At 55.0% G+C, this 16,049-nt stretch carries 15 protein-coding genes; 1 reads left to right on the forward strand and 14 read right to left on the reverse strand.

What is annotated here, in order from left to right; genetic code table 11:
* Positions 1-73: 73 nt before the first annotated feature.
* The 14 genes from PAQ31011_RS23880 to PAQ31011_RS23955 form a co-directional block, all read right to left on the reverse strand.
* Complete coding sequence (locus PAQ31011_RS23880; protein ID WP_150578154.1) at positions 74-1,165, reverse strand: GTP pyrophosphokinase; 1,092 nt, start codon at positions 1,163-1,165, stop codon at positions 74-76.
* Between the two features lie 488 nt (positions 1,166-1,653).
* Positions 1,654-2,433 carry a rolling circle replication-associated protein gene (locus tag PAQ31011_RS23890; RefSeq protein WP_174990250.1) on the reverse strand — a complete coding sequence of 260 codons (780 nt, stop codon included), beginning with the start codon at positions 2,431-2,433 and terminating at the stop codon, positions 1,654-1,656.
* A gap of 154 nt (positions 2,434-2,587) precedes the next feature.
* Positions 2,588-4,252: a type II secretion system protein GspD gene (locus PAQ31011_RS23895; RefSeq protein WP_150578156.1), complete on the reverse strand. Its 1,665-nt coding sequence runs from the start codon at positions 4,250-4,252 to the stop codon at positions 2,588-2,590.
* Positions 4,249-5,307 (reverse strand): zonular occludens toxin family protein, encoded by a 1,059-nt coding sequence (locus PAQ31011_RS23900; RefSeq protein ID WP_150578157.1) that lies wholly within the window; start codon positions 5,305-5,307, stop codon positions 4,249-4,251. Before PAQ31011_RS23900 ends, PAQ31011_RS23895 begins: the two co-directional genes overlap by 4 nt.
* Before the next feature lie 5 nt (positions 5,308-5,312).
* Positions 5,313-5,612 (reverse strand): DUF2523 family protein, encoded by a 300-nt coding sequence (locus PAQ31011_RS23905; RefSeq protein WP_150578158.1) that lies wholly within the window; start codon positions 5,610-5,612, stop codon positions 5,313-5,315.
* Positions 5,613-5,619: 7 nt separating this feature from the next.
* Positions 5,620-7,281 (reverse strand): hypothetical protein, encoded by a 1,662-nt coding sequence (locus PAQ31011_RS23910; protein ID WP_150578159.1) that lies wholly within the window; start codon positions 7,279-7,281, stop codon positions 5,620-5,622.
* Positions 7,282-7,466: 185 nt separating this feature from the next.
* Complete coding sequence (locus PAQ31011_RS23915; RefSeq protein ID WP_150578160.1) at positions 7,467-7,712, reverse strand: hypothetical protein; 246 nt, start codon at positions 7,710-7,712, stop codon at positions 7,467-7,469.
* Between the two features lie 47 nt (positions 7,713-7,759).
* Positions 7,760-8,035 (reverse strand): hypothetical protein, encoded by a 276-nt coding sequence (locus PAQ31011_RS23920; protein WP_150578161.1) that lies wholly within the window; start codon positions 8,033-8,035, stop codon positions 7,760-7,762.
* Positions 8,036-8,454: 419 nt separating this feature from the next.
* On the reverse strand, positions 8,455-8,763 hold the full coding sequence (locus tag PAQ31011_RS23930; RefSeq protein WP_150578163.1) for a cellulose synthase: 309 nt from the start codon (positions 8,761-8,763) through the stop codon (positions 8,455-8,457).
* Between the two features lie 804 nt (positions 8,764-9,567).
* Positions 9,568-9,816: a hypothetical protein gene (locus PAQ31011_RS23935; RefSeq protein WP_150578164.1), complete on the reverse strand. Its 249-nt coding sequence runs from the start codon at positions 9,814-9,816 to the stop codon at positions 9,568-9,570.
* Between the two features lie 434 nt (positions 9,817-10,250).
* Positions 10,251-11,288 (reverse strand): nucleotidyl transferase AbiEii/AbiGii toxin family protein, encoded by a 1,038-nt coding sequence (locus PAQ31011_RS23940; protein ID WP_150578165.1) that lies wholly within the window; start codon positions 11,286-11,288, stop codon positions 10,251-10,253.
* Positions 11,281-11,922, reverse strand: coding sequence for a DUF6088 family protein (locus PAQ31011_RS26805; protein WP_425495138.1), 642 nt, complete (start codon positions 11,920-11,922; stop codon positions 11,281-11,283). Before PAQ31011_RS26805 ends, PAQ31011_RS23940 begins: the two co-directional genes overlap by 8 nt.
* 115 nt (positions 11,923-12,037) lie before the next feature.
* Positions 12,038-12,439, reverse strand: a complete 402-nt coding sequence (locus tag PAQ31011_RS23950; protein ID WP_150578167.1) for a hypothetical protein — start codon at positions 12,437-12,439, stop codon at positions 12,038-12,040.
* A 149-nt stretch (positions 12,440-12,588) separates the two neighbouring features.
* A complete protein-coding gene (locus tag PAQ31011_RS23955; protein WP_150578168.1) occupies positions 12,589-13,959 on the reverse strand; it encodes a hypothetical protein in 1,371 nt (456 codons plus the stop codon).
* 361 nt (positions 13,960-14,320) lie between these two features.
* On the opposite strand from PAQ31011_RS23955, the gene PAQ31011_RS23960 reads away from it, so the two are divergent.
* The gene (locus PAQ31011_RS23960) at positions 14,321-16,027 is read left to right on the forward strand and encodes a hypothetical protein (protein ID WP_150578169.1); all 1,707 of its coding nucleotides are present in this window, start codon (positions 14,321-14,323) and stop codon (positions 16,025-16,027) included.
* Positions 16,028-16,049: the final 22 nt, after the last annotated feature.

A 16,049-nucleotide genomic window follows, 5' to 3' on the forward strand; every position in this document is an offset into this window, starting at 1 on the left:
GAGGGGCGTCTTGATGTGTTGGGGAAAATGACCGAGATGGCATCTTGCTCGAAGATGCGACGTGATTTTTGATTTATGACATTTTTAGATATGTGGACTGTAGTTCTGATGTGATTTTGTTGACATCCATTTGTCCTGCGTTTCCAATAAAAATGCTGACGTAATCTTGTAATGTTTCAGTGTTGTGAGTTGCAAGAGCTAGAGTGTATGAGAGGTAGAATAGGCATATTCCTGGGCTAAATGATCCGCCGCTCTGATCGTCATTTCGAGTTAACCAGAGTCGAGCAAATTCTACAATAGATGCTTCATTGGTAGAAAGGGCATTGGTTACGTCATCAATGGTTGTCATGCCAAAAAATTCTAATCTCGCGGCCTCTTTTCCAAAGTCGTCTGTGTCAATTTCATCTATTACGCAATTTCCGGCGTCAGCAATGGCTTGGTCGATGCGCTTCACAAGTTCATTGCTGTCAACCAATGCTCTCAATGAAATGGCATTGAGATCAACGTCTGCCGGTGCTCTCTTGATACTTCCTAGAACCTCACTGGAATACGAGGTCAACTCTTCCCGAATGGTTCGGAACTCTTGGTCGGCCAGTTCGAGGAGGCCTGCGAGCCTTGAGAATCGACGACGAACTGTTTTGGGAATGCCATCGCGGGATTTATATCCAAGGTCATGTTCAATTTCAGCCCAAGCGTGTTGCAAAATAGAGCGAACTTGAATCTCTGCCTTGATGCCGTCGAATCTCTTGTATTCCGTGAGTTTATTTCTCTCTTGACCGTTTGATACTACGAAGTGAACGGAAAGATATCCGAACCTGTCGGGGTCCAGGGATTCTGATTTGTCGCTGGAGTTTGCTTCGTCAATTTCAAGTTCGGAAGAGAATATTTTAGAAACCTTCTTTACATCATCTTCGAAGTATGTGATGACGCGAAGTCCGCAAATATCAGTAATATCGGAAAGTCTCTCATACGTCGCACCTGGTTTATTAAGTTTGTTGCTTAAGCTAAGTCTTTCTTTTTTTCTAAATGAGACTGAGTGAAACGCAACTTTTGAGTCATTGAGTAACTCTTGAACGAGTTCGCTCAATTTTTGCCCGTATGCGGCATATAGCGCAGATTTCTGATCGTACTCTTTCAAAATTATATTTTTTGTTTTTGGGAGCATCGTGCGTGGCCAGTGGTTGGTTCGACAATGCGATATGGTAACCAATTATTTTTGGTTGGCACGAAAATTTTTTGGGGCGATTGGGTGACATCAGGTCCCGTATCGCAAGCCGCTGTTTGGAAAGCGCGTAATGACTATCCCCCTTCTTTTGATAGGGGGGGATGTGCTTCTGCACTTTCTGCTTCGTCGGTTATTTCATTAAGAAAGGGCTATCCGAATGAGTGGAATGGATTCCGATAGCCCCTTCAGTCTCTCAAGCGCTACAGCGGATATTCGCGTCTTTAGCAATGGAGTCGAGATAGTTTGCGATGGCCTCGTACGAGGCAAAGCGTCTACCCCCTTCCACATATGTTGGAACGGGAAAAATATCGGCACTAATCTGATTGCGGATTGTTCCCTCTGCCACGCACAGTAGTTGCGAAAGCTGGGAGACCCCGAGTCGTACTCCGTATCGTTCGAGGATGTAGGCGCGTGTAAGTAAGCTCATGTCAATTTTCCTGTGTGGCCAGCCAGAAGCACCCGAGCTCCTGATTCCAAAATGCCTGGCAGTTGTCTAACCTCGCGCCAGCCTCTTGAGCTGCTTCAAACGCCGTCACGATGGCCTTCACTGGGTCGTCGCTCAAGATGTGGTCGATGGGGTGTCGCTCGGGGATCGTGATGCCGCGACTCGACCAATAGCGCTTTTCGTTCATCTTGTGTTCTGCGAAGTCTTTGGTCAGGTACTTGCCGAGGTAGGCCGCTAGTTTGTGCTGCTGACCGTTGCGCCGAAATGGATTCCGTACATTCACGTTGCCATTGTCTTCGCCAACGATTGATATCCAAATTGCACGCAGTACGCGGTAGTTCTGTCTGCCCTTCACCGCGATGTGCAGATGCCACGCACCCCGCTTTTGACGTTCTGGGACCGCGACGTACTGGAAGTCCTGAATCTTGTTCAAGCGGCGGCGTAGCGCATCAAAGTGGCGCTTGAGGCGCTCCTTGTCCTGCATGTTCTCTCGGTACGTCACCGTAATCATGCGATCCGCACCGATTGCCTTACAACGCAATCTGACCTGCCGCTTGGCCCGTTGGGCCGACGCCATTTGGTTATCTTCCGAATTTTCAGATTCACCGCGCTTGGCTCTTGGCATCGCGTGAAGCGCCTGAGCGCCGATGTAGCGGTCGAATCGGGTGACTGTGACCTCCACCTGACCCCCTCCAAAATTCCGTCCTCTTACAAGCCACTCCCTCCGGAAGGCGGCATCGTTCCCTAAAATTGGTTCCTGCATGGCAGATCCTCCTCTGTCATGTGTCATTGCGGAGAAAGTCTTGGCCCCGGTGTATTTCTGCCGGGGCTTTTTTTCGTCCGGACTTAGATGTGCTCGTGTCTTGGTTGCGTAGGCCCTGTTACCTCCTTTGACGTTGAGTGTTACGGATATAAATTTAGGGCGCGCTTCGCGCGCCCCCGCCGTCCTCGACCCTGCGGGCGGCGGCGGTCGCGCGAATCGTCCCGTCTTCATCACGCACCGCCACGTTGCCGGCGAGGGCGGAAGGGCGGTCTTCAATGAGGCGGTGTGTGGTCGGCGGAAGCGCTTCGGCTGGCAGAAGTGGTGCCACCCGCTGCTCGGTCGCGCGAGCCGCGCTGAGTCGCGCGTTAACGGCCCGGACGTTGCAGTCACGCCCGTGCGCCAAGGCTTCGGCATCAGCGCCGACACTCCCGACGCTAGACGGTCTGACGCGCTCCACCTGGAGGACAAGGAGGATTTCCGTGTTTGAGGATGTGTCGGAGCGGCTGTCGAGAAATCGGGGCAGGAAAGCTAGGCCCGAGGTGTTGTCGGATGCCTTGTTGGTCGTTAGCCCGCCAATCAGGATGACGTCACCGTCCTGAGTGCTGATTTCCGTGCTCACTTCTCGCGTGTTCAGCGTTGGTGACTTGTTGACGCCCGTTGTCGTCTTCACGAAGTCGCTGATTTGCTGCGAGACGTGCAGATCAATGACGCAGTCCTTTATCGTCGGTCTTAGCTCGAAGATGACCCCGGACGAGTGGTATTCCACCGATTGAACCGGTTCGCCGCCGCCACGAGGGTAGGAGACGGACTTGAGTACAGGCACCTTTTGCCCCACGGTCAGCTTGCCGCGTGCGCCGGAGCGAATGCGCAGATTCGGGCTGTTAATGACCTGAAACCGCGTGTCTTTCGATAGGGCAGAAAACACCGTATCAACGTCTCCGGCTCGAATCCGAACGGAATTGCTGAGCTTCTCTCCGCTCATTTGGATCGACAGCCCCAAGCCTTGCGATAACAAATCCAAGGCAAGCTGGAACGCAGAGCCATGCTCTGTCGATTGTGTGACTTCATACGCGGTAGCGCGCACCGCGACCTCACCCACCGGCGTATCGACCTGGGGAAGCAAGTCTTGGAGCGTGACGATCTCGGCCCGCGTTCCACGGAAGACGAGCGTGTCGCCCTTCTGATCGATGAGCATTGCTGCGGACCCATCGGGAATGTTGCCGCCTGCTCGACTGTCAGGCGGCGCGGTCACTTCACGGTTCATCGTGAACTGGCCTCGAAATACCGGCCTGACAAGGTTCGCGAGATAGGAGGTATCGCGGTACTGAGGGCGATAAACGTAAGTGGCTCGACGCTCTGCCAAGTCGTCGACGCTTGATCGCTTCGATACGAAGTCGATGCCCTGTCGTTGTTCGATCCCGAATCCGAGAGAGTCCAGGATGGCAGCGAGGAACTGGCGCACGTTTCCACGCTTTGCATCGAATCTGACCGAGACCGTTCGCTGGTCATTGAGGACGTCCGGAGCAATGACGTAGGGCGTCTTGATGACTTCGCCGTACAGCAGCGAGACGAGCTGCCCGACATTGACGAACTGAAAATCAAAATCCCCGGCTGACGCGCGGTTGGTGCGGCTGAGCGTTTGTGTCTTCCTAACTCCCTCCGACAGGGGCGGGCGGCGCTCGACGTTGTCCCAGACCTCTGGACCGTCATCGTGAAGCGCTGGCCCTCGGTAGTCGATGGGTGCGGGCACGATACGAAGTTCGTCAGCGAATGTCTGAGCAGCGCCAAACAGTAAAGCGGTGACGATGATCGGTTTCATTGCGTCTCTCCAAACAGGCGAGACGAGGGCTTCTGACCGGACCACGTTGTGACCACTTGGCCATCGACTTCGCCCATGACCGCAACGCCGCTATTGCGGAACACCAATGGAGATTCGACGCGCAGACGACCAGTGTTGTCGCTGAGCACGACGTAGCGCCTGCCTGCGACCGAATACTGTCCCGCGACCCTCCATCGCTCGCTGAACGATGGTAGGCGGGGTGTGTACTCCAACGGCATACCTGCCGGGGCAGATGGGGTTGCATCCGGGCTAGCCGCGCTGGTAGGCGGCTCCTCCGTTTTCGGATGAAAGAACCGCCAAAGAAATACGCCGATGCCGATCCAGCAGCACAGGAAGAAGGCGGCCGTCATCCATAGCTTTGGGTTTCGAAGCATGTTCTGACGAGCATCTATCGCGCGCTCTTTCCCTTTGCCGCCTGCATAGGATTGATACAGCGGGAAGACCGCCTTGTCGTACGTCATCGTGCTGCTGCCCAGTCGCGCAGCCTTCGTGAGCCTGCTACCACCAAACATCTCAAGACGATAGCGATTGCCCAGTCCCAACTCTTTGAGCTTCTTCGTGACGAACGTGACCTCAATCACTGAGCGCAGTTGCCGATGGAGATCCGTAATGGACTGGATCATCAGCGCCACATCGCAGGTTTGCCCGGTTTCGGGATGTGCATAATGCCGGTGCAGCCGGAAGAAGCGCATATGTTCCGGGCTGATCTTGTGCGAGACAGACCAGAACTCCCACGCTTCATCGATTGCCACCAGATCGCCCGCCTTGACGAGCGACTCAACGTCGGGCCTCGTCTCGTCGGGGAAGAAGTCAGCTTTGAGAACGTCCGAATTCGAAATCGGAATCACAGGCCCCAAGCTTTCCGGGTCCGCTTTCTTGACGTCCAAGCAGTAAGCGCGAATAGCGTCTGCGTCGATTCCGTCAATGTTGGTCACGACACGGCGACCAGCCAATACGGCGGGCACGATGACGCTGCTGACTACTTCATAGCTTTTCCCTGACCCCATCAGGCCGGTGTACGCGTTGATTGCCATAGCGCTTACCCGATGATCGGCAGCCGCCGAATGAGGAACCGTGCTGCGACGGCGCTAATGACCATCGGAACGCCTTCCGAGACGGCGAACAGATCAAGCCAGTACCAGACGCCATCAGGGATGCCAGCGAAAGCCTCGTTGAGCGTGGAGACCTTCGGGAAGAAGCTGCTCGACTTGATGGCCGCGACGAGTTCGGTGACGACGTACCAGAGCGCGAAGAAGGTTGCCCACTTCACAACCGACGAGCGGAACATGAAGCCGAGCAGGGCGTTCAGCGCGAAGCCGATGATGGTGAATAGCGGCATGGCGATCTCAGGCAGACAAAATAATCAGAAGCGCCATGATTGCGAACGCAGCAAGCATGACCTGGCGGAGTTGTGGTCCGATGCGCTCCGCGATTTCACAGTGCGCGTCGATTGGGATCGAGTGATCGAAGACATTGATGGTCGTGCGCGGGCAGCTTCCGCCGTGTGACGGCATCGTCCATGAGTTGAAATCGGACGTGAGGCCGACCAATGGGTCGAGAATCATTTGTGCGGTGGGCGGTTCTTCCAGTTTCGGCGGAGCGACTTCTGGCACATCACCCAACTCGACTTCGACTTTGACCCGATTGCCGATGTCGACAGTTGGACGATTGATGACGTTGACGTCCTGCACGCCGTCGGTGTTCTTATCGCGGTTCTTGCTTGGATCTGTCGCTTCGTCGGGATCTTTCGCCTTGTCCGGATTCGGTTCTGTCACGGGCTTAGGCCGTACTTGCGGATCGGTTTCCGGGTCTATCTGTGGGGTCGGATCTTGTCTTGGTCGGATGCGCGGTGATATCGGTACTTTCTTATCGCCCGGCGGATTGGCGGGTTCGATCACATCTCCGATGTATGGAACCTTGCGCGGATTCTGCTTAATCCAGATTTCAACCTCTTCCTCAGTGACTGGCTCCGTGTCCCGGTAGGGCAGCCCCACGTAGTTGGCCGTTTCCGCTGCCTGCTGCCAAGACTCATCGATGATCTCGGCAAGCGTCTTGGGGCTGATCGGCATTTTCAGGATGCTGCTGTTCATGTCCGCAACTGCCGCATCCAGATCGGGATACACCTTCGCCATCCTGACCCGATTCAATCCGTGAAAAGCGTCGCGGGTAATGCGGAACACATCCGGATTGAGCTTTAGCGTGACCCACTCGTATTTTTCGAGGCAGGAGGGCGGAGCGTTCCGGCAAAAGAGATGCTTGTTGGTCCACATGCGTTCAGCGAAGCCCGCGAATTCGCCATCGGCGTCAAATGTCTCGATGATTCGCAACTGCGGGTCTGGATCGCCTGGGCCGAACTCCCAACGCGTCCGCAGTTCTTCTAGCTCTGCGATTGAGTTAAGCGGGATGCGGATGGCGTGCTCTGAATACTCGACAGAGATACCGGTGGACACCGACGGGGCTAGCGGGAATTGGTGGCACGCGACCTGTGTGCGCTCTGGCGAGCATCCGGGCGTCCGATAGACGTGTGCGCCGAGGCGTCTCAGGCGCTCGAAAAGCGGTTCGCCAGTGGGGGAGGTTTCAACTCCAGAGTAAGGCGGCAACGTGACGGGGTTTTTCTGAGGAACCTTGCTTACCACTGCGATGGAACCATCGTATGTCTGCCCGATGGCGACTTCGGAGGCCCCCAGTGTCGCAATCAACTGAGTGCCCATGCCACCGATGCCGAGTCCCACGAGGATCGTTAACCAGACCGGAGCACCTGCGAGCGACATACCAACACCGGCGGCCGTCGAGACCACATTAAGTGCCGTGCTGTTTGCGGAGATGGTTTCCAGAGTGGCGATGACGCGAGCATCGTTGGCCGCAAAACCTCGAGATGCGGCAATACGCGTGATGACACCGGCTATTGCGCGATTCATCGCGAAGTTGGCAACAGGAAGCGCTTGCGCTGCGGCGGGTTGCTGCGAAAGAAGCGTCAGGAGAGCGAGTGCGACTAACGTTCGCTTCATCGTCATCCCCTCAAACCTTGTACGACTGCCCATCCGCATACGATTCCCCAAATGAAGAAAGCCAGATCCCACAGTTCTTGCGACGGCATGTTGTTTGGCGGTGTCCCTTGCTAGTGATGCAATGCGCAGCAATTCACGGCCGAGCGTCCGACACGCGTGCTAGGACGCTCGGCCTCACGTGGTGCTTACCCCTTGATCACGGAGAGGACGATCTTCGCTCCGCGCAGCGTGCCGTACACCGTGGCCAGTGCCAATGCGACGGCAAGGATTGCAGTGGATGTCGAACCCATACTGATACCCGACGTCAGTGCGGAAAGGTCCGGGCCAGAGGCCTCTCCCGCAGCGTTAGCAAAGCAAGATGCAGTAGCAAGTGCGACGCCGATGGTTGCTCGTGCACTGGTCGAGCGGAGGTGTTGAAGTGCTTTCTTCATAGGTGTTTCCTCAAGTTGAAATGCCGGGAGGCGCCCGGCGCGCTGGCTCACCCTCGGCGGATAAAGCCGAGCAGTGCGCCCACATGGGCACTCACGAACCACAGTCCGACGACGGTTGTGAATGCCAGTGCCCAGAAGCCCGCCAGTTGGGCGGTATCAAGTGACGTGACGGGCGAGTTGATAAGAGCGGTCTTCGGATCGACCGAGACCACGGTGAACTGCTGTCCGTCTTGTGGCGGGCAGAGCTCACGGTCAATTGCAGTTGCTGCAATGAATGGACGGGAGGGCTTGCAAGCCAGCACACGGATGCCGTGGTCTGTCATGCTTGCGTCCCGCATGTGCGTTGTTGGTGCTTCGCCAAGCGAATCCACTTCGGAAGCAAACGCCCGTCGTAGTTCCTGATTCGGGCGACTAGCGAGCGCAAGGACTTGCACACAAACTGAACGCCATCTGGACGCGTCCAGATGAAGCCCTTTCCAACCTTGATCAAACGACGCAGTGGTAACTTGAGGCGCATCTGGCACCACGGCCGACAAGGCGTCGGATGTACGCGTGGCGCACGCCTCGACTTAGGGCGTGCTGGGCATGAGCCGCCGAGCAGGCTGAGTGATAACTGCTGGAACATCGCAACCCCCAATATCGATCACGGCTGTATAGCGGTGACCATATGAAAAATGCGGCGGGGGGCCGGATGTTTGAAACGAGGAGCGCGTCTAGATGACGCAGTGAAACGTGGACGCCGTCAGGCGGTCGGTTTGCTGGAAGCGGTGGCGCGCGTATTACTTGCGTAGGGGTGCAGCGCTACAATGCGCGGAACCAAGTGACCATCCATCGACTGGGTGAAGGCGAATTCCGCGAGGTATTCGCCTTTGGTCGTTTCTTTGAGACCGTCGGGCAGCATGACGCGGCCAACTACGGCCTGATCGCCTTCGCTCGTCGATTGGTAGAGCACGCACTGTGCGGTGCGCATATCGTATGGACGGCCAGTCTTGCTAGAGATGCCTTCGAGTCGCGTGACGTCGATGATGATGAGCTTTTGCTTGCTGGTCATAAGGTCTCCGCTTGCAGTGAACGGTAGGCAAATCACCTGCACTACCGATGCCTAGAAATTAGACACGCCTAAAGTATAGGTATCGATGTCTGGAACGTATTTGGGGAAATTCCGATATGCGTGAGCGTATCTGCGAGCTCATCGAGCACGTCACCGCCCCTGACCGATGTTGGCGAGAAATGGAGGGCTTCACGGGCATTCCGTCGAAGCGATGGCAGAACGTTGCCCGTGATCTCCAGCGCCCGACATCTGAGATGATTGAGGCAATTGGCCTGATCTGGCCGCAGTTCGCGTTCTGGTTAGTTACGGGACGTACGGACGAAGCGAGTGGGCATATCTCGCCCGCGCTGGAGCAAACGGCTCGGGACTTAAGCAATCGTCGGAAGGCTGGGTAGTCGCAGCCAAGGTTCTAAACCGTTGGATGCAGCGGCGCAAGCCGCGATAACGTTTCATGAAAGCGTCCCCATCATCGCGTTGCGGTGTGCTATGCCGATTCGGTATTGGGGGCGACTGGCAGTTGTTCTACTTGATGTCGTCGCTTTACGTTGGAAGGTGTACGGCGAACGCTGTGTGGTGCTGCAAACCCATCAGCGTTCTACGCGGTTGAGCCGCTAAGGAAAACAGCAAGATCGTTCATCGGCTCCCGGCAAACTGCCGGTTAGAGATATCGCGGGCCTTCGAGACTGCTATTCGGTTGTTGTCGGGCTCGTGGGTCGGCATCGCATCGTGCTGCATTTAGGGGCGCAGAATGCAAAATGCCTCTCGCAATGAGAGGCATCAAGTACGTAGTGAAGCGTAACGACTTCAAGAAAGCAGGAGCGGTGCGTTTCCTGCAAAACTCAGATCGTCATCTAATTGCTGCGTTACATCGAGAACCTCGTCTGCGAGGTCGCCCAACTGCTCGAAGTATGCGCTGGCGAATTCCGAGGGAATGGCTTCCGCACTTTCTTGATTGGCCGCGACCATGCAAAGCGCGACGAGTCGTTCGGAGAGGCAGTGCAGCTTGTCGAGGGAATCGCGAACTGCGACAGGAGTAGATACGAGAGAGGTCATGCTGTGTCCTCATGCTAACCGTTTCATTCCTGCCCCTCGTTAGACGAGAGGGGGTGGGCAGGCACTGGACTGGGTTAGCGGACCGCTGATCAGTCGGATTGGGCGGCACACCCGGAGGTGTCCCAGCCCAGGCCTGCCCGTTGGTTTTCGCGGGCATGCATGAGACCGCACACGAAGCCGCGATGCGTTGCGGCTGTGTGCCCGGACAGATCAATCGGGCCGCTAAGCCCGGCCACGTTTGGGGCGTGACGAGGATAAGCTTACAGAGACCACTCGCATGCAACAAGAACGCGGGCGGCAAATTATGTGTGATGGGCAGGAATTCGGAATGGTCTTAGGCGAAGGTAAGGATATTTCCCCCGCAAGCGCTATTTGCGTTCCAGTATTGAGGTTACGCAAAGTTTTCGGCCGTCTTCTCGAAGCGCTTTTTTTACTCAGGCTGCGTATGTGTCCGCAGCGGTGCGATTCAGAATGTCTTGAATGGCCCCGCATCTAAGCATCAACTCGTCGAACGCCACGTTGCTCTCGACCAGAACGTCGTCTTCAATCATGGCGCTGTAGTCCCTCGCAAGCGCGTCCTTCGCAGCCCCGTCAGGTACGATTCGCAGGCCTCCTGACACGGCGTGTCGATAGTCGATGATGTTTCCGTTGGCGTCTTTCTCGATGAAGAAACAAGACTTGTGATCAGCCACCATCGACGCGACACCCATGTCCGCTAGAACTTCATCGAATTGATTGCTGGCGGCAATCGACATCAAGTCGTGCCAGTGGCGCGCATAGCGCTCACCTCGGATTCGTCCTTGCGCGCAAAAGACATGAGCGGCGGTCGCTTTTTCCCAGAACGTCCGGGACAGATTCATCACGAGCGGCCTCGCATCAGGGAATGAAACGCCATCCAAAACCCTGTCCATGTAGCATTGCACGGACATTTCGGTGTGAGGCTCACCAGTTGCTCGTCCGCCGAATTCCAGTCTGACGACTGGAGCGACATACCCCGTGCCGCTTGCAAGCGCAGGGTAACTGAGCAAAACGGTGTCCATGTCGTCTTCGGCAAGCCCGACTGTTGCGTCGAGTCCTTCGCGGGCGAGGCCGTCGCTGATAACGGGGAGCACTTGTTCGTTGATCCAGGTAGGAAGCGCGTGCCGGACGGCGGTTGTCCATTTGCTGGACTGGCTGCGGCTTGATGGAAGCGACACGCCCTCCGGGACTAGATCCGGAATCAAGCGGCGGATGTCATACGTGAGATCAACGTCTTCGGAAAAGCGATCAATGAGTTTGTACGCCTTGGATAGGGACGTTCCGCCCTTGAACGTGAGATCCGTCGCCAACGCAGAAGTGAACAACGCGCGCAAGACCCACACAACCCATACGTCCTTTTCCAGCAGATGAGTGGGCCTGCCTGTTTGTGCGCTGGAAAAAGCTAATGCTTCGTACTGTTCGTCTGTGCTGAGATCAAAGTAATACTCAGCCACGCAACGACTCCTGTCCTATTGCCTTCGCCATCCATGATGGAAGAACCGCGCGTGCGGATGTGAGCGTATTCCAATCGTCGGCCGACAATCGCTTATGAAGCGCGCTTAACGACTTGGTCACGTGAGATTGGCCCATCCACGCGAGAGCGCGTACTGCGTCTCCCGCCGGTCCGCTTCCCAGTGCAAGCATCCATTGAGGTGCATGCTTTATTGCTACCACCGACCGTCCGAGCCGAAATTTTCGGCTCCGCCCAGACGAAAGAAATACCTCGCGAGTCGGGACCTGCTGTGTAAGTCCGAGGGCATTTGCCGAATTTGCGCCATGAGACACCACGATTTCGCCCGATTTTTCCGCGAATGCTCGTACAACCTTTTCGGGGGAGGGCGGACGGGTTCCAAACCTGCTCGAAATCGGCGAAACGTACACCCCACGGGCCACCCGCAGAAGCTCACCAGATTTCGTCAGACGCGAAAACGCCTGATCGATAGCCGCACGACTCCCCAAATGCAGGAATTCTTTAGGCGAAAGCACGTCGCCCTCAGAAAGCGAGCTGGCGTGCAGGCGAATGGTTTCGGGTAGCTTAGTCATCGAGGAGCTCCATTTTGTCAGATATTGTACTCCAGTTTCTGACATTCAACCCAAAGCTTCCGACTCGTAGTGCTCGCTCGCCTGCTTTGCGACTTACGCGAGTGAGGTCATTGCGCTCGGCATCCTAATTTTTCGGTTTTCCTCGAATTTTTCCGTGGCGTTAGCGACACCAAACGATGTGCAAATCCCCATCAACGAAACCAATGCCAACGCCCTCGCGCGATTTCAGCACGCGAGTCATGTCGTCGTCGATCTCCAACAACGTCCGAAGAAGGGAACGGATGGCCAAGAGACAATCGTCCCAAGCATCGCCAGAAAAAATGATGGGAATTCGGAGCACACGGTCGATAGGTTCCCACACCTCGTTGCAAGCCCAGTCTGAGTCGGTCTGATCGAACTTGCCAGCTCCAACTATTTCGACTCCAAACTTTGCGTTGTCAATATTGGTTAGCTCGAAAAGATTAAAGGCAAACGCCCTCACGGACATGGGCACCCCGCGTTCCAGCGCACGCCGGAGCCATTGACTAAATTCGATGCTGAATGGTTGTTCGCAAGTATTCATTCTTGAGGAGTCGGCTACGTTGCATGCTTTTTCTTACTCGTTGGTCTTGCCGCGTTCAAGCGTCCATTTCCGACCCAGAACGGTCTCCCACCTTCCCAGAACGCGGTCGTTCCATTTCGAGTCGAAACAACGCGAGAGCCTCTCCCTCGTCAAAGTCCGAGTTGCTTTTCGATATAGGATTGCAGTACACCAAAGGCTAAGTCGCCGGTCTTCTTTCCAAGTTCAATCAAGAAGGCAGTAAGCTTCTGTTTTGCCTTCAGCCGGTCAACTTTTTCGACGCCCTTGTCCGCTACTTCGTAGACCGCTGTTTCAAGCTCTTTGGCCCGAGAGCCCCCGTGCTGGCTAGCAAGTTCAAGTAACCTGTGATGCTCTGGCTCGAAGTGCTGATTTCCATTTATCTCCTCCGCTATCACACTGCTTACAGAGCTAATGAATTGCGGCCGCAGGTTGTAGGTGATATTCGTCGTGGACGGGCCGAGCGGCTGCGTCGGGCGGCCGAGATAGAGTGGATCACCGATGATCGCTTCGCTCATAGACGGGATAGATTGCGTCACAAGCTTAGAAATTTCAATCCATTCTTTCGGAGAGGGATCCAAGTCCATTAGTTCCGATTCGAGACGGTGCCGAATAGCGACGCTCTTGGCCTCCGCCTCATGCCTGAGGTCGAGTTGTAGGCGCCTAGCCTCCTTGGCGTACCGCGTGACGATCCTTTCGATTTCTTGGGCGCTCGCTCCTTTCGATGCCACCTCAGCAGCCGCCGCTTCAACATCTGACTGGAACAGCCTCATTAGTTCGGAGAAGTCTCCGAACTCCGACACAAGACTTCGTTGCCCCTCTGGAGGATGCCCGTGAAATTCGTACACGACACCGTGCTCTGTTCTCTTTTGATCGAGACGAACCTGCAGGCGTTCTACGCGTACAAGGTAATCTTGGAAAAGTTGCAGAAATCGATCAGCCTCACCGGACCATATGCGTCCGATGGGGACATAGAGGCGAAAGATAAGATTCCGGTCAGTTTCGTCTAAAAACGCGTCGGCGAGAACTGTAACTTCGGCTTTCCGAGCGTATGGAATCACTTCCACATTATGCGACTTCAGGAATGCAAGAGCCTCATCTATGACAGCTGGATCTGGGTACGAGAAATACTCCGCGTTGGAGCTGTCGGATTGTTTGCCCGTGAAAATGTCTTCGTACAAGAAAATTTGATTTCGAACCGAGCCGATGGCTGAAAAAAGTCGGTCTCGGACCCCGCGATACTGTTCGAGAACAATCAGGTGAAGCACGTGCGCTGGCAATTTTCCAACTACGGCGGATACAGTGAATTGATCAAATAAATCGGCGATAGTTGACCAATTTTGAGGGGATGAATCAACGAGTTTCTTTTTGTATTGACGTCCGGTCGCTTTTAACGAACTGAGAATACCTTCGTGATCTACCCACCCCAATAGCAAAACGAGCGGTTCGTTTGGGTCAAGTTGGTAACCGGAGTCGGGATTTTCTTCGTCGTTGATCGGATCCATGGTTCAAAAAAAATGGTTTTGCTTCGAGCGATTTTATGGGCGGAAGAGATTTCAGGGGGCGCGGGTAATTGTCGACGATCTAGGCATACTTGTCGAACGTTTGAATCTGGCCGCTTGCCATCGCTCATTTGCGACTGTAGCCGACCGAGCATGACTTATGCGGCGGCTTCTAGGGTACAACGGACGTGCGGTCAGGGCTGGCCCGACGCGCGTCCTGCGCTAAGGAAGATAAAGTGCTGGCTTGTCATTAAAATCGCAGACGCAAAACCTACGCGCGTAACAAGGATCGCACACAGCAGCCTGCGTGCAAAATGGACCATGTGTTACGCCCTTAAACAGTCTGCCTTTATGAGCAACTGTAATGCTTCAAATCAGCAGCGGGAAATTCTTCACAACCGAAGAGCGATGGGAAACGCCTCACCGCGCGTCTCTCTACACGAACTGCGGATTGTTCCCTGATCGAACGATCACAACTCAAGTGGGAACGATCCTTCCCGTCAAGCCATCCGGAGACCTGCGTGCCGTAACTTGTGAAGTCATTGAACGACTACCCAAACTTCCCGGCGGCCCGCATTCAGGAGAACTTGTCGCCACTAGTGGCGATTCCCTAATTCAAGACTTCGCGGCGCTACTGTCTTTTTGTTTCAAAGCTATCGTTACCCCAGATCAATACGTTGCTCAACGGCTGCTGTTTGCGCAGCGTCCGCCTCTCGGGATGGTCGCGCTACCCAAGCAGTACCTTCGACATACTTTCGATACCGAGATAGCCATAGCCGAAGCACAAATTGTTTGGACCCAGACTTTCATCGAGAAATTAATCGGAGCCAGCAGAGCAAGGTACTCTGGAGCTATGCGGGCAATACAGCGCTACGTCGCAGCTGTACATCGCCTTGGGGACGATCTAGAGCTGTCATATACGCTTTTGGTCGCATCGATCGAATCATTGGCGCAGGAGTTTGACCAGTTCGAGCCTACCTGGAACGACTACGCACAAGAAAAAAGAACCCTGATTGATCGCGCGCTAACGAGCGCTCCCCAGGAAACTTCCGACAAGGTGCGCGGCGCAGTACTCGCCATAGAGCACGTAGCTGCTGCCAGGCGTTTCCGAGAGTTCGTTCACGGGCACCTGCCGTCAAGCTTCTACCGTGGCGAGGCAACTGACCAACAAGACGCAGTTGGAAAAGAAGATTTAGATGCTGCGCTAAAGATTGCCTACGACTTAAGATCGAAGCACGTTCACACCCTGGCGCCACTTCCGTCAAACCTGAAGGGTATGCCGACTTATAACGACGTGTTAATCATTGATGGAAAGCCGACGCTAACAATTCAGGGGCTCGCGCGCGTCGCCCGAAGCGTCATTTGTGAATTCGTAAGTCGATCCGAAAACGTTGAAAGGGAGACCTATGATTTCTGGCCAGAAGTACCCGGAAGACTAACCGTACAATTGTCTCCGGCCATGTGGATCACGAACGAACAATTTTATACGGTAGAAAATGTACGTCTCTACCTTAATGGATATCTTTCTCTGCTGGCACACGCTTGGCTGACGGGATCTCCTCTTGCTGCCGACATGCGGCACGTCTTAAAAAAGATTGAGCGGCTTGTGCCGAGAACAAAGAAGCCGCGTGAACGTCTGCCGATGCTGGCTTTGTACTATATTTTTGGTAGCAGTTGCTCCCCAGAATCACATGAATATCTAAGTAAATTTCTTCGTACCTATTCGGGGGATTACTTTTCACCATCAATCGAGTCTTTGCTGGCCCATATGTTTGCCGAGGCACACCCGAACTGGTCAGTCGAAGAAAGCGAGAGCTTACTCGCGGAATATATGAAGCAGCGGCACCACAAGAACTCACACAACTTTGGCCCGCTATTCGGTGCTGCCTTAACGCTTTTCGTAGCCGAGCTGCGTCGCGCGACTGATGATGAACCGGCTTGTCGACGGCTTATAACTCAGGCCGTCGAGAATTTCCCGAACTTCGCTGCACTACGTGAGTTCGAGGCGAGGATACAAGAGTCCGCCATCCCGCCGATCGTGATCGACAAAGTCCTTCCCCCGAAGCGCTGACCGGATAAGGCTGGTGTGTAGT

It is taken from the genome of Pandoraea aquatica, assembly GCF_902459565.1.
Lineage (GTDB): Bacteria > Pseudomonadota > Gammaproteobacteria > Burkholderiales > Burkholderiaceae > Pandoraea > Pandoraea aquatica.